The sequence below is a fragment of the Mesorhizobium sp. 113-1-2 genome (assembly GCF_016756475.1).
In the GTDB taxonomy this organism is placed as follows: domain Bacteria; phylum Pseudomonadota; class Alphaproteobacteria; order Rhizobiales; family Rhizobiaceae; genus Mesorhizobium; species Mesorhizobium loti_C.
In genome coordinates this window covers 7,504,043-7,528,303 of sequence record NZ_AP023242.1, presented here as the reverse complement: position 1 = coordinate 7,528,303, position 24,261 = coordinate 7,504,043, and the positions used below count along the sequence as shown (strand labels likewise).

Genomic DNA, 24,261 nt, shown 5'->3' with positions numbered 1-24,261 from the left:
AGAACAGCAGGACGAAAAGGCACCACAGATCACATACCGGATAACGGCCAGGTCGAGAGAATGAACCGGACTATCAAGGACGCCACCGTCAAGCGCTTCTACTATGAGAGCCACGACCAACTCCGCACCCATCTCGCCGACTTCGTCGCCGCCTACAACTTCGCCCGCAGGCTCAAGACCCTCAAGGGGCTCACGCCCTACGAGTTCATCTGCAAGGCGTGGGCGTCACAACCGGAACGCTTCAAACTCAATCCGCTCCAGCAAATGCCGGGACCGAACATTTAGGCTTCAACCGAGCGGCTGTGGTCCTAGTGACCGGTTGAGGATGACCGCGGCCGCCTAGTATAGCAGTCGGGGGAACCGATTGTCGCCACGGCGCGAGATATGACCATCTTGATCGACCACGCCGGACTGGTAGCACCTCGGGGGGCAGGCCAACATGCCCCCAAGGTCCGCGAGTTCCTGAGGTTTGCCGGATCCTCCACGGCTGCGGCAAAGGCGGTGGCTGTGACGGTGCCTACACCGGGCACTTACATGAGCAAACGGTAGTGCTGGTCCTCACGCGCCATCCCGGCCAGTTGCTTGCTCAGCTCTACTGTGTGATATCGCACGTCACTCCATACCCGAAGCATTGGCACCACGATGCGCGCGTTCCGCTGATGCGTTCGGAATATCCCCTGTATCGAACGTGCCAGGGGAAAACTATCATAAAAACAAGGGGAGTTTGCGATCCTGTCGGGTATCCGACATCGAGGGACCCAAACCCTACACCGGCGGTCGATTTTGCATATCGTCTCCCGTCATCGCGCTCAGAGCCGCTTTGACATGCCGACTTTCCAGGCAGACGACGGGAAGCCTTCATCGACAAGGTGTCCGCCGATCGCCGGGACAATCGATGGCCGGCGATCGCTGGATGCGGGCTTCGTACTCTTCCGACTGCCGTGTCCCGTGTCATACCGACCAAAACCGCTCGGTCCGTCGCACCATCGATCCAGATGCCGTCTGATTTAGCAACGAAACGCCACGGACGCGCATTGCTGCAACATGCAACTTAGCTCCGTACCATCTGAGCCTCGACAATTCCGCTCTGGCGCTTTGTTTGTTTTGATGTTGAAGATTCGCAATCCGACGAAGCATTTGCTCAAGTAGCGCCGGCCGACCCAAGCAGCCCTTGGCGCGTGCGCGCGAACTGCTTGACTGCATCGACGAATCGGTCGAGATCCGATTGCAAAACCGGAAGGCTCAGCGCAATCATTCCACGCCGGGCCATGTAAAAACCCGCGTGCAGCATGTCGAGAAAGAACAGTTCCCGCAGACCATCCTCTCGAGCCGTCGGCGTGTAAGCGGAACGTATCAGGGGGGGGCGGTAGTGCGCGGTGGCAACCGAGCCCACCCCAGAAAAGTGCATCGACACGTCGAGCTTCATAAGCCGGTTATTCAGTGCTGTCCGTAGCCGCTCGCCGCGTACGTACAGCTCCTCCGCGACTTCCCTTGTGAAGATTTCCCCAAGAGCGACCCGTCCGGCGGCCATCGACAGGACGTTGTTGTTGAAGGTACCTGCGTGCGGCAGACGCCCGTCGAAGAGGGACAACACGTCGGCCCGGCCGCCGAACGCCCCAAAGCTCATTCCGCCGGCCATATACTTGCCGAGCGTCGTCAGATCGGGACTAATGTCCAAGCGCTTTTGGAGCCCACCATCAGACATTCGTGATGTCATGACCTCATCGAAGATAAGCAATGCGCCCACCTCCCGCGTAGCCTCCCGCAACATTTGCAGGAAACTGATCTCCGCAGGGATACAGCCACCGCTACCCAACATAGGTTCGACGATCACCGCCGCGAGCCGATCCCGGTTCTGCGCGATGACCGCGGCTGCAGAGTCCCTGTCGTTGTAGTCGGTCGAGAGAAATGGGAACGGGACGGTGACGGGGGACGGACCCTGAGGAGTGAACAACAGCACACCGCCATGGTAGCCGCCCCGAAAAGCAAGGATCATGTCGCGACCGGTATGGAAGCGGGCCGCGGTAAGCGCCATAAGATTGGCTTCTGTGCCGCTGTTTGTAAAGCGTACGAGCTCCATTGACGGAAACCGCGCACAGATGAGCTTCGCAAGCTCGTATTCAGCCTCGCCTACCGCTGCAAGGTTTAAACCTCGGGCCATAGCTTGTTGAACAGCCGCGTGGATCCGAGGTTCCGAGTGGCCAAATAGCCCCGCTGTGTATTCACCGCAAAGATTCACAACCTTATGGCCATCAATGTCCCAGAGCGTACTTCCCTCACCTTTGTCCATGGCAATCGGAAATGGCTGATAATATAGCACGGAGCGGGTGTTCCCACCTGCCAACACGGTGCGAGCTTGGCTGTGAAGTTCGGCGCTTCTAGGATGCCCAGCGATGAAGCGCTTCCTCGCGTCCACGAGGCACGATTCAAGTGTGTTGTTCGGTTCTGTCGCTGCCAACATCTCAACATCTCTACTCTACGCGTCGCCCTGACGCACATAGGGGAAGGCGACGTGGCCGCGCGGCTCACTGTCTCGCACCGAGAAGTCTAAGATTGGCAGGTGTCAAGATGTCTTCAATCTGGCCCACATTATGAGTCTCCCATTTCATCCAAGCGCGCTCAGTGACGATTCTGCTTGCGGTCAAGCTGCTAGATTTTCCTGAAGCCGCCATTGCAGCAGGCGTTCGAAGTCCGCGAGCAATTGTGTCGGCCGCCGAATCGTTCCACCAATATACAGAAGTCTTATTGTTTATCGATCATCACGAGACTGACCAGGACGCGAATGACCACAAGCGCAAAGTGCCGGCCGGTGCGCGCCTGTGCCTGTCCTGAAGCTGGGCAAAGCGTGCCAGCAGTCCTGTGATATCGCCGCCGCGTACCGCATGTTTCGACATCTTCTACCGGCGACAGCGAAGTGATCAACCAGGTCGATTTACTGAGTTCCAAAGAAATGAAGATCGCGCCAAGATCGGTGCGGATAGCGGCAGGCGCCGCAGATCGATCGGCTACAACACGCATGATTGGCCTCCACGGAGTTGTTGGTCAGCAACCCCACTCTGCCAGAGCGCATGTCGCTATCCACCACCGGTCATGGGATCTTTGATGGGGCATCCTTACTTATCTTCCGAATCAAAGGATGCGCTATGGGCCAAGTTCTGCATGGGAGCGCCACAACGACAGAGGCGGTCCGTCGAGCGATACAGCATAGTCAAGAGAGCCTGAGGACGCTGGCCAAGCGCTATGGGATCAACCAGAAGATGGTTGCGAAGTGGAAGAGGCGAGCTTCGGTCGCCGATCTACCGACTGGTCCGAAGGAACCGCGATCGATGGTGCTCTCGATCGAGGAGGAGGCGGTCATTGTCGCTTTCCGCCGCTACACGCTGCTGCCGCTCGACGACTGCCTCTATGCGCTTCAGGCGACCATCCCGCACCTGACGCGGTCTTCATTGCATCGCTGTCTGCAACGCCATAGCATCGGCCGGCTCCCGGATGTCGAGGGCGACAAACCGGCGAAGAGGAAATTCAAGAGCTACCCGATCGGCTACCTCCACATCGACATTGCCGAGGTCAGGACCGAGCAGGGCAAGCTGCACATGTTCGTCGCTATCGACCGCACCTCAAAGTTCGCCTTCGTCGAGTTGCACGAGAAGGCCCCACAGCCGTATCAAGAGACTTTCTGCTGCGGTTGATCGCGGCCGTGCCCTACAAGATCCACACCGGGCTTACCGACAACGACATCCAGTTCACCACCCCCAGTGCCGGTGGCTCGGCGGTGCCGCTGATCAAGGAGGCAATCGCCAATGGCGAGATCTTCCGCGCTCACGCCTTCGAATACGCCTGCGCCAGGAACGACATCGAGCACCGCACGACCAAGGCCAGGCATCCGTGGACCACTGACGTGATCGACAAGAGCCTTTTTGACAAATCTGCGCTATTCTCCTGTCGCGCACGGACGACCGCGTGGCGAAGAGCAGGGCCCGAGGTGAGAGCCCCGCGCAGCTTCTATAGTCGCTCCTCATTTGCGGCGCCCGTGCGCGCCTGTCTCGGACCTCGCGGGTTCCACCCAGCGACGAAGCGTGCATAGGCGCCCTCGGCCTGCTCCACCCAGCGGGCGCTCTTCTTCCCGGTGGCTCTTGATGTTGTAGGCGTGCGCGGCCCCCTTTTGGCCGCGCACAGCCTTGCTCCCGGCCTTGAGTTCCACATCGCGCAGCTTCTTGGCATGCAGGGAGGGTCGAGCCCACGCGTAACTCTCGCCCTTCATCAACAGATGCCAGATCACGACAGAGAGTTTGCGTGCTGTTGCGACGGCCGCGACATGCTGTCCGCGCCGGGCTCGCACGCGCAGGAAGAAGGCTCGCAACGGTCCGGGAGCACGAGCGGCCGCCCAGGCCGCCTCGACGAGCATGCCGCGCGCATGACCACGGCCCTGCTTGGTGATCCGCCCATGGTAGGCCGGACCTGGTCCGGACTGTCGGACGCTTGGGTTCAACCCGAGATAGCTCACGAGCTTCCGCGGATCGTCGAAGCGCGACACGTCGCCGATCGCCGCCTTCATCGCCAGCGCGACGGTCATGTCGACGCCGGGAATGGTCATCAGCCGCTTCACGCCTTCATCGGCGAGAGCCGAGCGGGCAAGATCGCGTTCGATGACCTGGAGGTCTTCGCCCAATCGGTCGAACTCGCGCAGATGCCGATCGATCGCGAGGCGCTCGTCCTGCGGTACGACCTGCTCGCTCAACCATGACCGGCCCTTAGTGCCGCACAGGTCGGCATGCGGGCAGGACGGGATCTGGTGGCTATGAAGGATCGACTGGATGACGTTCTTCAATCGAGATCTCTGCCGGACAATCTGATTGCGCCGTGTCACCTGTCGACGCAGAGCCTGCGTCGGCTCATCCGGAATCCAGACTTCCGGCAGGAAGCCGCTGGCATAGAGCTGCGCCAGAACGCTGGCATCGATCGTGTCCGTCTTGATCTTGGCATAGGCGATGATGCGCACCTGCTTGGGGTTTGCGATCACCACTTTCTTCACATGCGGCGCGACAACCGCGGCGGCCGAGGACGCGTTGCCCGTCGCCTCGATCACCACAACATCATCCAACGACAGCTTTGCGGCGAAGGCATCCAGCAGATCGCGTCGCATGTCGACGCGGCCCAGCCGCCTGAGCCTGCCGTCCTCCCAAGCTACCGCCTCGGCGAAGGCGCGATGGATATCCAGTCCGATGATGCGCATGCCCGTTCCTCCTTCTTGGCTCGGTCAAAGACGGGAGCTGGCGGGCAACACGACATCTACTGATCCGCGCTCACAGCGCATCCGGGAAAGTCGCGAGGGGCGGCCATGTAACGAGCTCGGGCTCTCAGCCCACGGTCTATTGACGGCCTGCCTGCACCTTCGTGCTCCCGGTGCCCCACGTCCCGGATGGGCTCACCATAAGGCCGTTCCAAAACAAGAACAGCAGGACGAAAAGGCACCACAGATCACATACCGGATAATGGCCAGGTCGAGAGAATGAACCGGACTATCAAGGACGCCACCGTCAAGCGCTTCTACTATGAGAGCCACGACCAACTCCGCACCCATCTCGCCGACTTCGTCGCCGCCTATAACTTCGCCCGCAGGCTCAAGACCCACAGACATGCTTATTGGCTGCTCATTGTGTCAGTAAGGCATAGCGATTGGCATATTGCGCCAAAATGCGTCGCCCGCCGAAATAGGCGCTTCAAAAACAAGCCTTTGTGTGAAATGCTTTGGCATCCGGGTCACCGCGCAATTTTAGATTGCCGGCATGGTTTCGTTACTGATGAGTTGGCCGCGAACGTCGTGAAAGTTGCCGCCATGACGTTCGATTCAGGCTCCGCAACGTGCTGGCGCCATACTCTGGCGGTTGCCGGACTACGAGCCATGGCAGGGTCGATCTGCAATTGTCCGGACGTCGCGTGTCGATGATCTCCGCGCCATCGCCGAGCGGTCGGCTGGCTTTGGCAATGGCGGCAAGGTTCTTCAGAGTACGGGCTACGGCTCACTGTCACAGATTTCGATCAGATCTCTGGGCGTTTGTCCGCCGATGGCTGCAACTGCTTGAAGGCGGCGGAGGCCTGCACCACTCCCAGATCATCAAAGTGCTTGCCGACGATCTGCAGTCCGACCGGCGTGCGGGGGTGAAGCCGCAAGGCACGATGGCGGCGGGATTCCAGGACATATTGAATTGAGGGGTGAACTCGACCCAAGAGAGCTCGTCCCAGTAATCTGTTGCGTGGTGACAAAGCCATCCTGATCGACTGCCCGCCACAGCCAGTGCCCCTTTCCGGCAATGGTGATCACCGCCTCGGTGCCAGCGATCACTCGGTCGAGGCGTGCGGCGACGGATGCGGGTAGCAAACTCGCGACCAAACTTCTCGGCCCAGCGACGAACCGTCTCGTGGCCGACCTCGATCCCGCGGGCGGCGAGCATCATAAGCCAAGTCCCAACAGCATCCAGTTATTATGACGATGCCATCTGGATGGTGCCGTGAACCCGATGCATTTCAAACAAAGGCTTGTTTTTGAAGCGCCCATTTCGGCGGGCGACGCATTTTGGCGCAATATGCCAATTGCTATGCCTTACTGACACGATGAGCAGCCAATAAGCATGTCTGTGGGTTCTGGGCAACAAACGAAACAAAGGGGAACAGGGATGAATAGGTTTCTGATAAGGCTCACAGCGACCGCATCGATCGCATTTGCATCGCTGACTCTGGCTATCTCGGCCCATGCTGGCGAAGTGCTTGATCGCGTCCTCGCCACGAAGACACTGACAGTGGCGACAAGCGCCTCGTTCCCCCTAGCGTCGTTCATAGACGAAAAGGGTCAACTTGACGGTTTCGATATCGAGGTTGCCAAGGGCATTGCGAAGTATCTGGGCGTGGAGGCCAAATTCGTGACGCCGGGGTGGGATATCATAACTTCGGGCAGATGGGAGGGCCGTTGGGACCTTGCCATGGGTCAGATGACGCCGACCGCACCGCGCGCCAAACTGTTCGACTTTCCAGCCGCGTACATCTACGGCAACTCGGTTGCCGCCGTTCACAAGGATAGCAAGGCCACGAAGCCTTCTGATCTTGATGGCAAGGTGGTCGGCGTTTCTGCGGGATCTTCAGAAGAGTCCTATGCTAAGCACACGCTCGAAGTGTACAACGCTCCGCCGGTAAAATTCCAATTCACACCGAGCGAGGTGAAGGGCTACGAATCCGCCAACAGTGCAGCGGATGATCTTCGCCTGGGCGATGGCGTTCGTCTTGACGGCGTCCTCGATGAGGAACTGTCTGTGAAAGCAAAGATCAAGGCCGGGTATCCATTCAAAATTATCGGTGAGCCGCTCGTATCCGCGCCGGCGGTGATCGCCGTGCTTCATGGTGACAAGGAATTCAGCGATAAGGTTGCGGGGGCGGTCAAGAGCATGAGAGAAGACGGCTCGCTCTCCAAACTGTCGATCAAATGGTACGGCTCGGATCAAACCGCCCTAAAGTAGTACTGAAGCGGCCCAGGTTAACCTGGGCCGCTTCCTCCGGAGGAATTCCTATGCTTTATCAGGATACAGTTGAATCCGAGCTACTCGTTCATAAACCATGGTTTGTTGCCTCAATCTTTGTCGTCGTGCTTGCGGTTTTCCTGATGGTCAACCTCACTGGCACGACCTTCGGCGAACTCATGCGCCCGGTCATCGGGGACCCGCTCCAAAGCGGGTTCTATGGTCGCTTCGCGATCGCCTTTATGATTGCAGTCATCTTCTGCCTCAACATCGTGTTGATAGGTTTTGCGCCGTTGAAAGTGCAAATCGGCGTTGTATGGCTTGAACTACTTCTCCTGTTTCTTGCCTTCTTCAAATCATTTAACCTGAGCATGCCCTTCATCTGGGGGAATTTGCCGTACCTGATCACCCAAGGGGTGATGACAACGATCTACATTTCGGCGATTTCACTCGTCTTTGCATCTCTCATCGCCATCGTCGCGGCGATTGCAAAACTTTCCAGCAATGGCTTCGCCTACGCCATGGCCAGCTTCTACACGTCGTTTTTCCGTGGGCTGCCGCTCCTGATGCAGATCTACCTGATCTATCTGGGGCTGCCACAACTGGGCATCGTCATTGACGCTGTTCCTTCCGGCATCCTGGCGCTGTCGCTTTGCGTGGGCGCCTACATGACGGAGATTTTCCGCGCCGGCATCCAAAGCATCGACCGCGGCCAGTGGGAAGCGTCCCGTTCCATGGGGTTCGGATTTGGCTTGACCATGCGCAGGATCATCCTGCCGCAGGCCTTTCCGGTCATCATTCCTCCTATGGGCAACACCTTTATCGCAATGTTGAAGGACAGCTCGCTCGTGTCGGTGCTTGGTGTATGGGAACTGACCTTCCTTGCACGCACGATCGGCCAGCCAACCTTCCATCACATGGAGATGCTGATAACGGCTGCAATCATCTACTGGATCATGTCGGCCTGCCTCGAGGTTGCTCAATCACGGCTCGAGCGTCACCTCGCAAGGAGTAAAGTGCGATGACCGTTAGCAACATAAATCAGCTGAAGGGCCCAAACGGAGGCAGCACCTCGCAGTCGATTGGCAATTGGCTGCACGTAGAGTTACCTTCACCACAGCAGTCTTCCAGCTCAAAGCAGGCGCTGATGAATGCCGACAAAGTTATCGAAGCGACCAACGTTTCCAAATGGTACGGCACGTTCAGAGCATTGACGGATATCAATCTCACCGTCCGCAAAGGCGAACGCATCGTTATCTGCGGCCCCTCGGGATCCGGGAAATCGACGCTAATCCGCTGCTTCAACCGGCTCGAAGCGCATCAGGAGGGCGAGATCACCGTCAACGGGATCAGATTGCACAACAGAATGCGCAACGTGACTGAAGTTCGCAAGAACGTTGGCATGGTCTTTCAGCATTTCAATCTCTTCCCCCACATGACGGCACTGATGAACTGCATGGCCGCCCCGATGTGGATTAAGGGCGTGCCAAGAGCCGAGGCAAGGAAGACGGCCTTGGTGTTCCTGGAGCGGGTGCGCATTCCCGAACAGGCAAACAAATACCCGGTTCAGCTCTCTGGGGGGCAGCAGCAACGCGTTGCCATTGCTCGCTCGCTCTGCATGGAACCTGCCGTGATGCTGTTTGACGAGCCGACTTCGGCACTCGATCCTGAAATGGTATCGGAAGTACTCGACACCATGACAAGTCTTGCCCGCGACGGGATGACCATGGTCTGCGTCACCCACGAAATGGGCTTTGCCCGTGCCGTCGCCGACCGGGTGATCTTCATGGATGCGGGTCGGATCGTCGAAGAAGCCGCTCCCGAAGACTTCTTCACCAATCCCCAGCACGACAGAACAAAGCTTTTCCTCAGCCAAATCTTGCAGCACTGAGAGCTTCGGCGAAGTCAACGATGGTTCAGGGGTGCGGACGGTTAAAGTCGATAGTATAGTACGCCCCTGGAAGGCACCTTCTTTAGTTTACGATCCTCGATCGACAATGGACCCGTGTGTCTCGAAGCCATAGCTTGCGCGCCCTAGTGGGGTGATCTCGACCTTGCCTTTCTGCTACAGCGACTGCGGGCGGCAGAACAATTGGGAAATCACGGCGCGATTCACCCGAGGGTCGACGCGCTCATAGTGTTCAATACACATAACATTACTTATCTGACGGGATATACTACACCATCGCAAGGGGACAGCTGAGGGCGTCCAGCTCTGGTAATTCCAGGGCATGAGGGCGTCGATATCGCTGTTTGGCCAGTCATCGGCGATGCGCTCGAGGGTCTGGGTGAGCCAGGCGTGCCGATCGCATCGATTGCGCGCCGAACGTCATCCCATGCAAGGCGGGGCGGCAAATGCGCCAAACGCCAATGAGGCGTCCTTGGGACGACGCGGTCGAGATCCTGGTCATGGTGGCCAGCCCAACATAAAAACTGAAGAAATGTTCGGATGTGAGAAGTCGCTGCCGCGCGGGTGCCGGTGGTCGCCGATAGCGACAGCCGATGCTCGACAGCAGCGAGGACGTGCTCAGCCGTCAACGCCTCGAGGTTTTGACCGGGATGATGATGGCGGAACCAATCCAGAAAGCGGCGGCCGCCCAGTAGAACGCCTTCGCGGGTCTTCGGCTCAAGTCCTCGCACCTTGCGCAAATAGTCGGAAAATGAGGTCAGAAGCGGAGTATCCGGATCATCATCTACCCTGGGAGCGGAAGCAATGAAGTGGCTCCGGAGCCACTCGCCGTGCATGTCCCAGCGCCGATGCTGCCCCAATGCGTGGAGAATCCGTAGTAAACGTACATAAATAGCTGTCGACGACATCTTGATGGATCGGCATCCGACCACAGCGGGTTGCGGCAAACTGGCTAAAGCGCGCGATCCGGCTCAGGTAGATCTTGGCGGACGCTCGCTTGTAACCAACGGCGAAAAAATACTCCGCGAGGCGATCCATCTCGCCACCGAGTGCACCGCTACGCAGGCGCTTGAGCACCCCACAATAGGAAAAATAGAACTTGAGCATTCTGCCCCTCCGCGTTGTGGCACAGGGGAATCCCGCGCCATGAGAGAGGCATGAAATATTATGTGGCGGAGGCAAGCTGGGTTTGGCCGGCGCGAAAGGGGTCAGGGCGGCTCCGCCACATAATCTCGCCCGACGCATAAGAACGGTTATGTGGCGCGCCACATAACCGTTCGCCGGCGATCTTTATGTCTTCCGCGGCCAACGCGGCACGTAATCTCGTTGGGCCCGCCTGCATGGACGACAAGATCAAGCCGAGTATGGGGGCGGAGGACTTTGCCTATATGCTTGAGGCGCGGCCGGGCGCTTACATTCTCCTTGGCAATGGTCCGACCGCTGCCGTGCATAATCCTCAGTATGATTTCAATGACGACGCCCTGGCTTTTGGATCGGCTACTGGGTCAACGAAGGGGAGACGGCGCTGCCTGTGTGAAGTTTGTTGGCCGGAAGGTGGGAGGTGCGGTCGGGTGCAATGCCGAACTGGGCTTATACACATCACAGCGAGGTTGAGTGAAGCGGCGCGATGGAAGCAAAGGCTCGTAGGAGGGAGCAGGAGGCGGGCGCAGATGCGGACGTAGTTTTGCCAGCGACATTTGCACCGCTCAGGAACCCGCCCTTTCGTTCGATCTGGCTCGCCACGCAGGTTCGAGTCTCTTGATGCAGACTGTTGCCATCAGCTGGCTGTTGGCAACGATCTCGACCTCCGATCTGATGGTCGCACTGGTACCAGCTTCATCGACGCTGCCGGCGTTCATCTTATCTGTCTTCGCCGGGGCTATCGCCGACAATTTCAGTCGTCGAAGGGTCATGTTCGCCGGCCGGTGCATTATGGCTATAGCATCTGCAATGCTGACCGCGTCAGTGGCGCTCGGCTTTGCCGACCCGTGGATGATCCTTGGTTTCAGCTTTTTAATTGCAAACGGCGGTGCGCTCAACGATCCCGCCTAGCAAGCCTCGGTTGGCGACATGGTGGACCGGCGCGATGTTCCAGCTGCCGTCACCCTGCTATCTGTCGGCTGTCGCATTGCCTCAAGGAAAATGTTACCGCGCGGGTTCGTTGCCTCACCTAAAATGTTACCCGTGAAGGCGCATGTCCCCATGATGCCTTCACCATCAGGGAGGCATCATGAAGACGAAGATGACACATGCCATGCGCATGGAACTGGCCAATGCGGTCCGGGATCGCTATGCGGCCGCAGCGAACAAGGACAAGCGCAGGATCCTGGAGGAGTTCATCGCCGCGACGGGGTATCACGAAAAGTCCGCAATCCGTGTCCTGAACAGCCACCCGAAGCCGAAGCATCGCCAGATCCGTCAACGCCTGTCGCTCTATGACGAGGCCGCGCGGGGCGCCTTGATCGTGCTGTGGGAAACTTCCGATCGAGTTTGCGGCAAGCGCCTTAAGGCACTGCTGCCCATTCTATTGCCGGCGCTGGAACGCAATGGGCATTTGAAGCTCGAGGAGGAGATACGCCACAAGGTCCTGTCGATGAGCGCCGCGACGATCGACCGCTTGCTCCAGATGCCAAGGCGCAACATGCGTACGAAAAAGAAGCCAAGGGTTGTGCCAGAGCCCCGGCGGCGCATCAAAATGCGCACCTTCGCTGACTGGAACGAGCCGCTTCCAGGCAGCATGGAAATGGACCTGGTTGCTCATTGCGGAGAGGTCAACCGCGGTAGCTACGTTCACAGCCTGGTTATGACCGACATCGCGAGCGGATGGACGGAGGCCGCGCCCATCGTGGTCCGAGAAGGTACCCTCGTGGTCGAGACACTCGACCGGATCCGCACGGGCTTGCCCTTTGCCCTGAGAGCGCTGGATGTGGATAATGGCAGCGAGTTCGTTGCGGATTCCGACGTGAAGCCGGCCGCCATTCCGATCAAAGACCGGCCACCATTCCGATTTGAAGCCGGCCACCATTCCAATCAAAAGCCGGCCAGTTTTCGGCACTGAAGATTACCTCCTGGGTCAGCAACTTTGGCATCAATCACCTCGCCATGAACGGGGACATTTTGATGCCGGCAAAGAGAAGGCTGACCATGAGACAATTGAGACAAATGCTGCGGCTTGCCGGAAGCGGGACGAGCTCCCGCGAGATTGCGGTCGTATTGGGAATAGCGCGCAGTACGGTGCAGGATAATCTGCAGCGTGCAGCCGCGGTTGGATTGAGCTGGCCCTTGCCGGGGGAGCTGACCGACGATGCGCTTGAGCACAAGCTCTTCAGTCGCAACGGCGTCAAACAGGGCACGCGGCGACGCACGGAACCGAACTGGGCCGATCTTGCGGTCGAGCTCAAGAAGCCCGGCGTCACCTTGCTCATCCTGTGGGAGGAGTATCGCGGGTCGCATCCCGACGGTTACGGCTATAGTCGCTTTTGTGAACTTCTACGGGGATTTAAGCAGCGACTGTCACCGACGATGCGCCAGGAGCATGCGGCCGGCGACAAGGTCTTCGTGGATTATTCCGGCAAAAAGATTCCGATTGTCGATCGCAAGACCGGTGAGATCCGCGAGGCGGAGATCTTCGTGGCGGTGCTGGGTGCGTCCAGCTACACCTTTGCCGAGGCCACCTGGACGCAAACGCTCCCCGACTGGATTGGCTCGCATGTCCGGATGTTTCGTTTTTTTCACGGCGTTCCCAGACTCGTCGTTCCCGACAATCTGAAGTCTGGCGTCAGTCGCGCCAGTTTCTACGATCCCGAGATCAACCGCAGCTACGGCATGATGGCTTCCCACTATGGCGTCGGCGTTCTTCCGGCACGGCCAAGAAAGCCTCGGGATAAATCGAAAGTGGAGAATGGAGTGCGTTTCGCCCAGTCCTGCATTCTGGGGCGTCTGCGCAATCAGACCTTCTTCTCGCTTGCTGAAGCCAATGCCGCCATTGGCCGGGCACTCGATCGCATCAACGACCACGTCATGCGCCGGCTGGGCGTCAGTCGCCGGCAGCTCTTCGAGACCGTCGAGCGCCCGGCTTTGGCCAGTCTTCCACTGGAGGATTACGAGTTTGCCGAATGGCGTTTGGCTCGCGTCTCGACGGATTATCATGTCGAGTTCAAGACCTTCTTTTATTCGGTGCCCCACAGCCTCATTCGTCAGCAGGTCGATCTGAGAGCAACGGCGCGCACCATTGAGATCTTCCACCGCGGCAAGCGCGTCGCGGTGCATCAGCGCCGCTATGGAGGTCCTCGCCATGGAACCGATCCGGATCACATGCCCAGTTCCCACCGGCGCTATGCCGAATGGACGCCGGAGCGCTTTCGGCGCTGGGCCACGTCGATCGGGCCGCAGACCGAAGGTCTGGTCATCGCAATTCTCGCCAGCCGTCCGCATCCCGAGCAGGGCTTTCGAACATGTCTGGGCATCCTACGTCTGTTTCGCGACATCGATCGCAATCGGGCCGAATCCGTGTCAGCCCGCGCTGTCGAGATCGGTGGCCTGAACTGCAAGAGCATTGCTTCGCTCATCGCCAACCACAAAGCCGCACGCCATTCCACCGAACCAACCGCCATCGTCGATCACGCCAATCTGCGTGGCCCTGATTACTTTCATTGAGGAGATCCACCCATGCTGATCAATCCCACCATCGACATGCTGCGAGAGCTCGGCCTTTACGGCATGGCAACCGCTTTCCAGGAACTCGACGCACAGTCCGAAGTGCGCGGCCTCGAGCACGGCGAATGGCTTGCCATGCTGCTCGAACGCGAGGCGACCATGCGCCGTCAGAAGCGTTTCGAGGCTCGCGCCAGGGCTGCCAAGCTTCGCCATGACGCGCAGATCGAGAATGCCGACTTCCGCGCCGCACGCGGCCTCGACCGCAATATGTTCATGGCGCTTGCCGGCTGCAACTGGATCAGAAAGCATCACGGTCTTCTTGTCACCGGGCCAGCCGGCGTCGGCAAAAGCTGGCTTGCCTGCGCTCTTGGCCACCAGGCCTGCCGGGAAGACTTCTCAGTCGCCTACCACCGGGTTCCCCGGCTGTTCGCCGCCCTCGCGCTTGCAAGAGGCGACGGGCGATACGGCAGGATCCTCAAATCTCTTGCCAGGACCGACCTGCTGATCCTCGATGACTGGGGACCGGAAAAACTCAATGACGACCAACGCCGCGATCTCCTGGAGATCGTTGAGGATCGCTACGAACGACGCTCAACCATCGTCACAAGTCAGGTGCCCGTGGATCGCTGGTGGGAAATTATTGCAAACCCAACTTTGGCCGACGCCATCCTGGATCGCCTCGTTCACAACGCCTATCGCATCGATCTCACCGGTGAAAGCATGCGAAAACAGCGCCCGCCGATCGTCCCCGAAAACACCGAAGCTTGACCTGAAACAAAACCCAACCCAAACATCAACGAGACCCAGGATCAGACCGAAAACTGGCCGCCTTCAAATCGGAATGGTGGCCGGAATGAAATCGGAATGACTGGCCGGCTTCATCGGAATACGCAAGTTCGTCAACAACAGGCTGATCGAATATTGCCTTGGTCACGGCATCGAACTCACTCGCTCGCGGCCTTACCGTAAGAACGACCAAGCGTGGATAGAGCAGAAAAATGGCGCCGTTGTACGGAAGCTCCTGGGGTATCGGCGCTTCGAGGGCTTGGCGGCGGCCAGAGCGATCACGCGCCTCTACGCGGCATCCCGGCTGTTCGTGAACTTCTTCCAGCCCTCGTTCAAGCTGGCTGCCAAACAGCGTGACGGTGCGAAGGTGGCCAAGCGCTATCATCCGCCGCAGACGCCCTGCGAGCGTCTCCTGCAGGCGGAGGCTATCCCGATGACCGCCAAGAACAAGCTGCGCGAGATCGCCGGCGACCTCGATCCGCTGAAGCTGCTGGAGGAGATGCGAGCTGTCCAGGCTTATCTGGCGGCGCTGGCTGACGGCGAAACACCGCCACCGGCGACATCGGAACCGCCCAACCTGGCCGCGTTCGTAGCCAGCCTATCGAGCGCCTGGCATGCGGGCGAGATACGTCCGACCTTCTCCATTGAGGCCAAACCGCGTTACCTGCGAAGTCTACAAAAGGTCTCGACACAAACCCTTATTGCGAGTCCCACCGCCACGCTCAAACCGGTGATCCCACCCACTCCTCCCGTGACAGCCGCGACGATGCAGGAGAAGCCGAAGCCGGTCTACGCCGAGCCTGGCCAAGCCCGCGTCCAGGCGCTCCGCATGGTGTGGCCGATCGTTTGTCGCCGATTGGAGGAATTCCCCAACATCAACGCCACGCAGCTCTTCGAGGAGCTGTGCGTCCAGTTTCCAGGTCGATTTACCCGCAAGCAGTACAAAACACTCGTTCGACGGGTCAATCTCTGGCGCCAAGCGGCTCGCGCCCGCGGTGTTGTCGTTGGGCCAAAGACTTATCGTCGGCTCAACGACAAACCGCGCGGCCGACGTCCCGACATCTTTAAGGACCATTGGGAAGAGATGGCACGATGCCTTGAAGAGCGTCCGGATCAGACCGCACTTGAACTTCTCGTCGAGTTCCAGGCCCGTCACCCCGGACGATACAGCTTGCACCAGCTTCACACGTTGCAGAAGCGAGTAAGGGCGTGGCGACAACAAGCCGTGCAGCGGCTCATCGGCGAGGTCAGCCGCCTAGCGCCGTATGTCGCTTCAGACTCCGCACGTCTGGCGAGCGGGTAACATTCTTGATGAGGCAGCCGGTAACAAAATTCCGTGAGGCAACACGACATCGGCTTCAACACTGTTCGGACAGTGGGTCCGGCGCTCGGCGGCATCGTGGTCGCCTCGTTCGGGCTTGTGACGGCTCTCGCCGTGACTACACTCAGCTTACCTGGTACCGCCGGGGACCATATGGCGCTGCAAGTGGAAGGTTCGCTCCTCACCTCTCGCGCGTGAGTCCATGAGGATGGCGATCTATGACGGGCTGCGCTTCACGGCGATGTCTTCCGAGATCAAGGCGGCGATCGCGCGCGGAACCCTCTTTGGCTTGGCCAGCATCGCCATACTCGCGCTGCTGCCGCTGGTTGTCCGTGATCAGTTGGGGGGAGGACCACTCGCCTATGGCACCCTCATGGCTGGCTTCGGGACAGGCGCTGTCTTCGTCGGCATCTCCAATAGCCTGTTCAGACAGAGCTTGTCACAAGAACGGCTGATGACGCTGACGTGCATCGCCTGCGCGGCATGCTCTCTTTCCCTCGCGCTGACCTCCCCGCTGACAGTGGCCGCAATTGCGCCCGCCTTAGGCGGCGCGGGTTGGGTCACTGCCTGGTCCGGGGTTGGCGTGAGCGTGCAGCTGGCGAGCCCTCGTTGGGTCGCGGGCCGCACAATCTCGATCTACTATCCCTTGGTAGACGGCGGGATCGCGGCCAGCAGCTGGGTGTGGGGTACCATGGCTGAGAACCACTGCTGCGGATTCCGAGATCATCGCGCGCACCGTTCCGATTTGATCGCGCGCGGCATTCCGAACTGATGGCGCGCAGCATTCCGAGAATTACCCGCGCGGGATTCCGACACGATCGCGCGCAGTTCGGAGTTAGGAGAACGTGATCCTTGGGGCATGTTCCGGTCGGGCAACGACCGGAGGAATGGATGCCGACGAGGAGGGTTAGGATGCGCCACGTGCGCGAGATTTTACGTCTGAGCTTGGAAGCGGGGCTATCGACGCGGATGGCTGGCGAGCGTGCCGGGGTCGGGCCGACGACGGTCCGGGATATGCTGAAGCGGTTTGCACGCTCCGGGCTGAACTGGCCGGTCCCGGCCGAGATGAGCGATGCCGACCTGGAAGCTTGCCTATACGGCTTACCTGGGATGAAGCCCGGCCGGCGCAAACAGCCGGAACCGGACTGGTCGGCGGTAGCACGTGAGCTGAAGCGCAAGCATGTGACGCTGCAGGTTCTGTGGGAAGAGTATGTCGCCGCCCACCCGGATGGCTATCGCTACAGCCGTTGGTGTGACCTGTTCCGGCGCTGGGAGGGCCGCCTGCCTCTGACGATGCGGCAGAGCCACGCGGGCGGTGAGAAGATGTTTGTCGATTACGCCGGCGACACGGTGCCGGTTGTGGTCGACCGCCGGACCGGTGAGGTGCGCGATGCCCATCTGTTTGTGGCGGTGCTCGGCGGATCGAGCTTGTCATTTGCCTGCGCGACGTGGACCGAGCAGTTCGCGGACTGGATCGAGGCGCACAATGGCGCCTTCGCCTTCTTCGGCGGCGTGGCCCATCTTCTGGTCCCGGACAACGCGAAGGTCGCGGTGATTAAGGCGTGTCACTTCGATCCGATGGTCAACCGCAGCTACACCGACATGGCGCGTCATTACGGCACGGCGGTGCTCCCGGCAAGACCGAGGAAGCCACGCGATAAGGCGAAAGTCGAGGCCTGTGTCGGCATTGTCGAACGCTGGGTCCTGGGCCGCTTGCGCAACCGGATCTTCTACAGCCTGGCCGAGGTGAACGCGGCGGTCGCCGAATGCATCACCGATCTCAACGACACACGGGTGCTTCGCCAGTTCAGCAAAACGCGGCGCCAGCTGTTCGAGGAGATCGACGCGCCGAACCTCAAGCCGCTGCCGGCGGAACGGTGGGTCCACGCTGAGTGGAAGCGTTGCCGAGTCGGACTCGATTATCACATCGCGATTGAGCACCACCATTACTCGGTGCCCTGGCGCTTCGCCCGCCGCGAGGTCGAGGCTCGAATTACCACACGCACCGTCGAAATCTTCCTCGATGGCGAACGCATCGCCGCGCACATGCGTGGCAGCGGCAACGGGCGGCATACGACGATCCCCGAACATATGCCCTCGAGCCATCGGCGCTACCGTGAATGGACGCCCGTGAAGATCCGGGAGGAAGCGGCGCGGATCGGGCCGATGCTGTCGTTGCTGGTTGAAAAGATCATCGAGGATCGGCCGCATCCCGAGCAGGGTTACCGTTCATGCCTCGGCATCATCGGGCTAGCGAAGCGCTTCGGCGCCGAACGCCTGGAAGCGGCCGCGCGGCGCGCGCTGGAGATCCAGGCGCGCAACTATCCCTCGGTCAAATCGATCCTCGAGAAGGGGCTCGACAAGGTTCCGGCGCGCGAAGCCTCGGACCACACGCCGATCTTCCACACCAACATCCGGGGCTCCGGATATTACAACTGAAAGGACTACAATGCTCAAACATCCGACACTCGAACTGCTGGGGCAACTCGGCCTGGCCGGCATGGCCCATGCGTTCATCGAATTGGAAAGCAACAGCGATGCCGACAACCTCAGCCACGCCGAATGGCTTGCCCTGCTGCTCGATCACGAGGCGACATACCGTAATGACCGGCGCCTTGCGCTCCGCCTTCGTCATGCGCGGCTACGCCACCATGCCGTGCCCGAGGATGTCGATTACCGTGCTGCGCGCGGTCTCGATCGCCGGCTGTTCGACAAGCTGCTCAAGGGCGACTGGATCGCCGCCCATGAGAGCTTGGCCATCGTCGGGCCGGCCGGGGTCGGGAAGAGCTGGTTGGCCTGCGCCATCGGTCACAAGGCCTGCCGTGACAACCGTTCGGTCCTCTACACCCGACTGCCGCGGCTCATCGATGACCTGTCCCTGGCCAAGGGCGACGGCCGCATCGCCGCGCGCATGAAAAGCCTGGCCAGGGTCGATCTCCTTATCCTCGACGATTGGGGCCTCGAACCGCTCGACGGCAATGCCCGTCACCACCTGCTCGAAATCCTCGAAGACCGGTACGGGCGTCGCTCAACGCTGGTGACCAGCCAACTCCCGGTGGCCCGCTGGTTCGATCTGATCGGAGATCCCACCTACGCCGATGCCATCCTCGACCGCCTCGTACACAACGCTCACCGGCTCGAACTCAACGGCGAATCCATGCGCAGATCCATCATCTCCGCTGCCGCTTGACCGAACCGCAAATGCAGTGACATCTTCCCCGACGATCAGGTGCTCCACCTGCGCGCGATCAGATCGGAACGCTGCGCGGCATCAGATCGGAATACATGCGCGCCATCGTCGGAATCCGCAAACCACTGCCTCACCTTGGCGCTGGCGGGCTCCGCTGGAAGCCTACTTCTGGTCGCTGCAGCCGGGGTGCTGTTTCCTCTTCGCGAGCGCCGTTCCGAGCCCGATTCTTTGGAAGAATTCAACGCCCCGGCAGTCGCCCTCAATCTCACTCCAAGAAGCGGGCCCATCGTCGTCAAGGTCGAATATCTGATACCTGAAGAGAAGGTTGAGGCGTTCCTGGACCTCATGCGCGGGCGCCGGCATGTACAAAGCCGCGTCGGTGCTCGCAGTTGGACGCTGCAGCACAACCTGCCTGATCTATCATCTCACGGAAGCGGACAAGGAGCTGGGCGAACGTGTCCTCGAAATTACTCGCGCACCTCAAATGACGCTTTGGATTGAGCGACCGACAAGCTCCGCTCGCAAACCGAGCGATCGGCGCCTTATTTTCTCCGCCATTGACCTGTTCACGATCCGGCTAGTTCGAGTGTTGGCGCTATCAAACCGACGAACCGGTCCTTTCCTGAACGGTTTGCCACATGCCCAAATCTCTCCGATCGCCCCGTCAGCAGCGGTTTGGGGCCTAGCTATTTCGCTACGCAGGACAAAGGCCTGACCCAGGCGCATGTGGCTCAGAAGCTTGGTTGTCCGCAATCCTTCGTGGCCGCTTGACGCTGAGATTCTGTCCAGCCTTCGGTCGTAGCGAGCGCCCCCGCGCCTAAGGCCCGCGCTGGGTGCTCGTGAACTGAGCCCGCTTTTTCTTCGGCAAGCTCAGGCGGTCTCGGCCATTCGGCTTCGCCCCCTGTTGCGCCTTCCCGGCGGGCACGGGGTGGGCGGCACTCCGTTCTAGGCCCGCCGCGGCATCCCGTAACCCCTTCGCGGTCGCGCCGGATTCTCCTCTTCTTCCGGTCCTTCGGATGCGGTCCGCCTTCGACGGCGCCGGCACCCGAGCGCGAGCCTTATCAGGACCACCGACCGCATTGCTGAGCTGGAGCGTGGCACCGTGCAATCGGTCAAGCCTGGGCAGGCAAAGGCCGGCCTTGGGCTGCCCGAGGAATGCGGCCACCGGGCCTGATCCCCTGGGGCGCTGTCATCGAGAGCTCATACCACAGCCAAGCTGACGTTTCGGCGGGCGCTTATCCTTGGCGACAATGTCAGGAAAGGCAAGCGCGGCACGACGATCGTGCATGCCAACCGCTTTGTTCCGAAAGACGAGAAGGAACGCGCCAAGGCAGATGGCGAGAACCGCAGGAGGCGAACTCCTGGTCGGACACAATTATTCCCGGCTTGCCGCGATGGCCGACAGCTCCGTCAGTTCCCGGCAACCCGTCGCCCCGAGATCGACGTATCCGGGATCGCTGCCAGGCATTTACGCGTCACGTCGTCGACGATCTTGAGCACGCGAAACCTCCGGCCACAGGCGGACTGGTCATAGACGAAATTCAGCGACTATCGCGCATTCGTTCATAAGCCGGCCCCAGAATTGCCTTGTTCGTTTCAATTGCCGGAACGAATTGCAATAAACGTTGTGAAAATTCATGCGAATGTTAAAATCCTTAAGCGGTTATTTTAACCCTTCAAAATAGCGGCATCACGCAGTGGACGACCTAGACCGAAGGATCCTTACGGCGCTACAGAAGAGCAACCGGCTCTCCTTTGCCGAACTCGCGGCGCTTGTCGGTTCTTCGGCCGCCTCATGCATGCGTCGGGTGAACAAGCTGCGTTCTGATAGCGTGATCGTTGCGGACATCTCGCTGGTGGATCCGAAAGCTGTCGGCAAATCGCTCACCGTTGTTGTCACGGTTGAGTTGGACCGTGAGCGTCTTGATCTCGTCGACGATTTCAAGCGCGCGATGCGCGCGGCCAAAGAGGTTACCCAATGCTACATGGTTACGGGCGATGCCGATTTTGTGCTGATCGTGGCCATTGAAGACGTTGAGGCCTTTGATGTCTTCGTCAAGACAAAGCTCTACACCAACCCCAATGTCCGAAAATTCCGGAGCATGATTTCGCTCGATCGTGTCAAGTTTGAGCCCCGAGTTGCGGTCTAGCGGTTTAGCGTGGGTCGTTTGCGCTGAAGCCATCACTCCAGCCGCGTTTTGAAACCGCCGTTGCGCGTCCAGCGTCAGATTGAGCTTTTCGGCTAAGCAACTGTGCGATGTAGAGGGCGCAGTTGATCCTGCGTGAGGACGGTGTGAGTTGCCCGGACCGTTCGCCGCAGGCAAAGCAACCGTCGCCGACATTCAGCCGCGATCCGCGCCATGCGGAGAATCGCTTCATCGCGTTAGCTGTCCCTTTTGGATCGGTCGCCAACAAGGAGCAACTGGAAAGAGGCTTGCACGTCGCGATCAGCGAGACCGTCCGCATCCCGCCTAAATCGGTCGATCCCGCAATCAAGAACTATCATTGGCTCGATCTCGCGAAGGGTCTATTCGATGCCTATGACACGGGAGCGGAGGCAGCGCTGGTCCTGGATGCGAACGGGCACATTGCGGAGGAGCCCGGCTTCAATGTGTTCGTTGTAAAGGACGGATCCCTGAAGACGCCCGCTTATGGGGTTTTACCGGGCATCACGCGCCGAACTGTCTTCGATATTTGCGTCGAGATCGGGCTGTCGGCCACGGCTGCTTTAGTCGTGCTGAGATCAAAGGGGCTGACGAGGTGTTCATCACCTCGACTGCCGGCGGGATTATGCCCGTGACGCGGATCGACCAAGCCCCCATCGCCAATGGGCAGGTCGGACCCGTCACTAGACGGCTCATTGACCTCTACTGGCAAAAGCACACCGATCCGCAATGGTCGACTGCTGGGAATATCCGTGAGCGGAAATGAACCAAGCGACAGCAGCTTGGCGAGCGGCGTCGCGACGATGTCAATGAGCTGTCGTCACCCAAACTCGTGAAAGTCGAGCAGGCGCACCTATGATCTGGTGGCGCGGCGCCGTTACCACTCAATGATGAGCGTCCAGTCCTCACCGGTCATGTACTTGAGTAGGGCTTACTTCATGCCATTCCTGCGGAGTTGTCGATGAAGAATGTTTTATTCCCTATTTCTCGTCGGAACTGGCTGGGTTGAAGTCAGCCGGGCTATACAAATCCGAGCGCGTCATCACCTCGACGCAGTCGTACGAGATCGAACTCGCGGATGGCAGCAAGGTCCTGAATTTCTGCACCGACAACTATCACGGTCTCGCCGACAATGAAGATCTGGGGGACGCGGCTAAGGCTGCGCTCGACCACTATGGATACGGCATGGCGTCGGTTCATTTCATCTGCGGCACGCAGGAAGAGCACAAGCAACTCGAGGCGCGCGTCTCCTCATTTCTCAAGGTGGAAAATACGATCCTTTGTTCATCCTGTTTTGACGCCAATGCCGGTTTGTTCGAGACGCTACTCGGCGAGGAAGACGCCATCATTTCCGATGCGCTGAACCACGCTTCGATCATAGACGGCATTCGCCTCTCCAAGGCCAGGCGCTTCCGCTACGCCACCAACGACATGGCCTCGCTGGAGGAACTGAAGAAGGCCGAGGGCAGCCGCTTCAAGCTGATCGCGACCGATGGCGTGTTTTCAATGGACGGCATCATCGCCAACCTTGGCGGGGTCTGTGATTTCGCCGAGAAGTATGATGCGATGGTCATGGAATGGTCGACGACAGCCATGCGGTCGGCTTGGTCGGCAGACATGGGCGCGGCTCGGCGGAGCATTGCGGCGTCGAGGGCAGGGTGGACATCATCACCGGCACGCTGGGCAAGGCGCTCGGAGGCGCGTCGGGCGGCTACACGTCAGGCAAGCTCATCGACTGGCTTCGCCAGCGCTCGCCGCCCTACCTCTTCTCCAATACGCTGATGCCGGCATTGCAGGGGCTTCGCTAAAGGTGTTCGATCTCGTCGAACAAGGCGATGCGCTGCGCGAAAAGCTCTACGCCAATGCCGACCGCTTCCGCTCGAAGATGTCGAAGGCGGGCTTCACGGTGGCTGGCGCGGACCATCCGATCATCCCTTAATATTGGGCGATGCGAGCCTCGCGCAGCAGATGGCCGTGAAAATGCTCCAGCGAGGGATCTATGTGATCCTTCCCCGCGGTGCCGAAGGGCCAGGCGCGCATCCGCACGCAAATGTCCGCCGCACATTCGAGTACGGATGTTGACCGTGCGGTCGAGGCCTTCACGGAGGTGAGCGGGGAATTGGAAGTCATCTGATGCCAACATGATTGGAGCGTTCGGCGATGTCCGCGAGGAAGTAATCTCGGGACGGACCCTAGTCTATTAGTCTAGCATCAGGAAGAAGACCATGTCGGGTCACAGCGTGCAAACGCAGAGGCTATTGACGTTTCAGAGCGCGCTGGTTTCTGCAGCCCATGTTTCAGCAGCCAACGCTTTTTGGCGCAAACTCTCATTCTCTAACTACTACAGTTCGCAAATGCAAATCTTATCCGACAACGTATCAACTCACGGCAAGGTTATAAACATCCATCATTCCTTCTTGCCCCCTTCAAGGGCGCGCAAAGTCCTATCATCGGGCGTACGAACGCGGAGTAAAGCTTATCGGTGCGACCGCGCATTACGTGGCGCCCGACCTCGATGACGGCCCCATTATAGATCAGGAGACTGAGCGCAAGCTATGACTGCGGAAGATTTTCTAGCGCGGGTCGCGACATCGAAAGCCGCGTCCTTGCAGGGGCCGCCAAACCGCATCTCGAGCGGCGGATTATGCTCAACCGAAATAAAACAATCGTATCTTCTCAGCTTAGCTGGGAACGCCGCGATGTGAAAACTGTATCTTCCACCAAAG

Annotated in this window: 14 protein-coding genes and 15 pseudogenes; 21 read left to right on the top strand and 8 right to left on the bottom strand. The window is 59.5% G+C overall.

Annotated elements, in window-relative coordinates; translation table 11 throughout:
• Nucleotides 1-42: 42 nt before the first annotated feature.
• Nucleotides 43-285 (top strand): annotated as a pseudogene (locus tag JN279_RS36165) (integrase core domain-containing protein); the annotation flags it as partial.
• 856 nt (nucleotides 286-1,141) lie between these two features.
• Here the strand turns inward: JN279_RS36165 and JN279_RS36160 are convergent.
• Together JN279_RS36160 and JN279_RS36155 are read right to left on the bottom strand one after the other, a co-directional pair.
• Nucleotides 1,142-2,461: an aspartate aminotransferase family protein gene (locus JN279_RS36160; RefSeq protein WP_202351547.1), complete on the bottom strand. Its 1,320-nt coding sequence runs from the start codon at nucleotides 2,459-2,461 to the stop codon at nucleotides 1,142-1,144.
• 317 nt (nucleotides 2,462-2,778) lie between these two features.
• Nucleotides 2,779-3,018: pseudogene (locus tag JN279_RS36155) on the bottom strand (IS110 family transposase); the annotation flags it as partial.
• A 125-nt stretch (nucleotides 3,019-3,143) separates the two neighbouring features.
• Between JN279_RS36155 and JN279_RS36150 the strand changes: the two are divergent.
• A pseudogene (locus JN279_RS36150) lies at nucleotides 3,144-3,752 on the top strand (IS481 family transposase); the annotation flags it as partial.
• 250 nt (nucleotides 3,753-4,002) lie between these two features.
• Here JN279_RS36150 and JN279_RS36145 read toward each other — a convergent pair.
• A pseudogene (locus tag JN279_RS36145) lies at nucleotides 4,003-5,233 on the bottom strand (IS110 family transposase).
• Between the two features lie 258 nt (nucleotides 5,234-5,491).
• Between JN279_RS36145 and JN279_RS36140 the strand changes: the two are divergent.
• A pseudogene (locus tag JN279_RS36140) lies at nucleotides 5,492-5,635 on the top strand (integrase core domain-containing protein); the annotation flags it as partial.
• Between the two features lie 624 nt (nucleotides 5,636-6,259).
• Here JN279_RS36140 and JN279_RS38525 read toward each other — a convergent pair.
• Nucleotides 6,260-6,452: pseudogene (locus JN279_RS38525) on the bottom strand (IS6 family transposase); the annotation flags it as partial.
• A 222-nt stretch (nucleotides 6,453-6,674) separates the two neighbouring features.
• On the opposite strand from JN279_RS38525, the gene JN279_RS36135 reads away from it, so the two are divergent.
• The 3 genes from JN279_RS36135 (at nucleotide 6,675) to JN279_RS36125 (ending at nucleotide 9,399) form a co-directional block, all read left to right on the top strand.
• Entirely contained in the window at nucleotides 6,675-7,508 is an 834-nt protein-coding gene (locus JN279_RS36135; RefSeq protein WP_202351545.1) for a transporter substrate-binding domain-containing protein, read from the top strand.
• A gap of 50 nt (nucleotides 7,509-7,558) precedes the next feature.
• Entirely contained in the window at nucleotides 7,559-8,533 is a 975-nt protein-coding gene (locus JN279_RS36130) for an amino acid ABC transporter permease (protein WP_202351544.1), read from the top strand.
• Between the two features lie 122 nt (nucleotides 8,534-8,655).
• The gene (locus JN279_RS36125) at nucleotides 8,656-9,399 is read left to right on the top strand and encodes an amino acid ABC transporter ATP-binding protein (RefSeq protein WP_202353879.1); all 744 of its coding nucleotides are present in this window, start codon (nucleotides 8,656-8,658) and stop codon (nucleotides 9,397-9,399) included.
• Nucleotides 9,400-9,726: 327 nt separating this feature from the next.
• Here the strand turns inward: JN279_RS36125 and JN279_RS36115 are convergent.
• The 3 genes and pseudogenes from JN279_RS36115 to JN279_RS38515 form a co-directional block, all read right to left on the bottom strand.
• A pseudogene (locus JN279_RS36115) lies at nucleotides 9,727-9,825 on the bottom strand (transposase domain-containing protein); the annotation flags it as partial.
• Nucleotides 9,826-9,983: 158 nt separating this feature from the next.
• Nucleotides 9,984-10,253: pseudogene (locus tag JN279_RS38520) on the bottom strand (integrase); the annotation flags it as partial.
• Nucleotides 10,198-10,524: a hypothetical protein gene (locus JN279_RS38515; RefSeq protein WP_244734311.1), complete on the bottom strand. Its 327-nt coding sequence runs from the start codon at nucleotides 10,522-10,524 to the stop codon at nucleotides 10,198-10,200. The pseudogene JN279_RS38520 and the gene JN279_RS38515, both read right to left, overlap by 56 nt.
• A gap of 185 nt (nucleotides 10,525-10,709) precedes the next feature.
• Here JN279_RS38515 and JN279_RS38880 point away from each other — a divergent pair, with 185 nt between their 5' ends.
• The 11 genes and pseudogenes from JN279_RS38880 to JN279_RS38875 form a co-directional block, all read left to right on the top strand.
• A complete protein-coding gene (locus tag JN279_RS38880; protein WP_342216302.1) occupies nucleotides 10,710-11,099 on the top strand; it encodes a M20/M25/M40 family metallo-hydrolase in 390 nt (129 codons plus the stop codon).
• Nucleotides 11,045-11,547, top strand: a pseudogene (locus JN279_RS36100) (MFS transporter); the annotation flags it as partial. The gene JN279_RS38880 and the pseudogene JN279_RS36100, both read left to right, overlap by 55 nt.
• 100 nt (nucleotides 11,548-11,647) lie before the next feature.
• Entirely contained in the window at nucleotides 11,648-12,475 is an 828-nt protein-coding gene (locus JN279_RS36095) for a hypothetical protein (RefSeq protein ID WP_202351542.1), read from the top strand.
• 86 nt (nucleotides 12,476-12,561) lie between these two features.
• Nucleotides 12,562-14,073 (top strand): IS21 family transposase, encoded by a 1,512-nt coding sequence (istA, locus tag JN279_RS36090; protein ID WP_202351541.1) that lies wholly within the window; start codon nucleotides 12,562-12,564, stop codon nucleotides 14,071-14,073.
• A gap of 12 nt (nucleotides 14,074-14,085) precedes the next feature.
• Nucleotides 14,086-14,841 (top strand): IS21-like element helper ATPase IstB, encoded by a 756-nt coding sequence (gene istB, locus JN279_RS36085; RefSeq protein ID WP_202351540.1) that lies wholly within the window; start codon nucleotides 14,086-14,088, stop codon nucleotides 14,839-14,841.
• A 277-nt stretch (nucleotides 14,842-15,118) separates the two neighbouring features.
• On the top strand, nucleotides 15,119-16,162 hold the full coding sequence (locus JN279_RS36080) for a hypothetical protein (RefSeq protein ID WP_202351539.1): 1,044 nt from the start codon (nucleotides 15,119-15,121) through the stop codon (nucleotides 16,160-16,162).
• 48 nt (nucleotides 16,163-16,210) lie between these two features.
• Nucleotides 16,211-16,886: pseudogene (locus JN279_RS36075) on the top strand (MFS transporter); the annotation flags it as partial.
• 206 nt (nucleotides 16,887-17,092) lie between these two features.
• Entirely contained in the window at nucleotides 17,093-18,619 is a 1,527-nt protein-coding gene (gene istA, locus JN279_RS36070; protein ID WP_202350295.1) for an IS21 family transposase, read from the top strand.
• 10 nt (nucleotides 18,620-18,629) lie between these two features.
• Nucleotides 18,630-19,370, top strand: coding sequence for an IS21-like element helper ATPase IstB (gene istB, locus JN279_RS36065; protein ID WP_202295168.1), 741 nt, complete (start codon nucleotides 18,630-18,632; stop codon nucleotides 19,368-19,370).
• A 39-nt stretch (nucleotides 19,371-19,409) separates the two neighbouring features.
• Nucleotides 19,410-19,871 carry an MFS transporter gene (locus JN279_RS36060; protein ID WP_244734310.1) on the top strand — a complete coding sequence of 154 codons (462 nt, stop codon included), beginning with the start codon at nucleotides 19,410-19,412 and terminating at the stop codon, nucleotides 19,869-19,871.
• 685 nt (nucleotides 19,872-20,556) lie between these two features.
• Nucleotides 20,557-20,673, top strand: a pseudogene (locus tag JN279_RS38875) (hypothetical protein); the annotation flags it as partial.
• Here the strand turns inward: JN279_RS38875 and JN279_RS36050 are convergent.
• A pseudogene (locus JN279_RS36050) lies at nucleotides 20,657-20,918 on the bottom strand (hypothetical protein); the annotation flags it as partial. The pseudogenes JN279_RS38875 and JN279_RS36050 sit on opposite strands and share 17 nt — an antisense overlap.
• Before the next feature lie 149 nt (nucleotides 20,919-21,067).
• Between JN279_RS36050 and JN279_RS36045 the strand changes: the two are divergent.
• From JN279_RS36045 to JN279_RS38505, 4 genes and pseudogenes are all read left to right on the top strand, one after another.
• The gene (locus JN279_RS36045; protein ID WP_202351538.1) at nucleotides 21,068-21,520 is read left to right on the top strand and encodes an Lrp/AsnC family transcriptional regulator; all 453 of its coding nucleotides are present in this window, start codon (nucleotides 21,068-21,070) and stop codon (nucleotides 21,518-21,520) included.
• Between the two features lie 182 nt (nucleotides 21,521-21,702).
• Nucleotides 21,703-22,301, top strand: a pseudogene (locus JN279_RS36040) (aminotransferase class IV); the annotation flags it as partial.
• 209 nt (nucleotides 22,302-22,510) lie between these two features.
• Nucleotides 22,511-23,669 (top strand): annotated as a pseudogene (locus JN279_RS36035) (glycine C-acetyltransferase).
• Nucleotides 23,670-23,889: 220 nt separating this feature from the next.
• Nucleotides 23,890-24,206: pseudogene (locus JN279_RS38505) on the top strand (formyltransferase family protein); the annotation flags it as partial.
• Nucleotides 24,207-24,261: the final 55 nt, after the last annotated feature.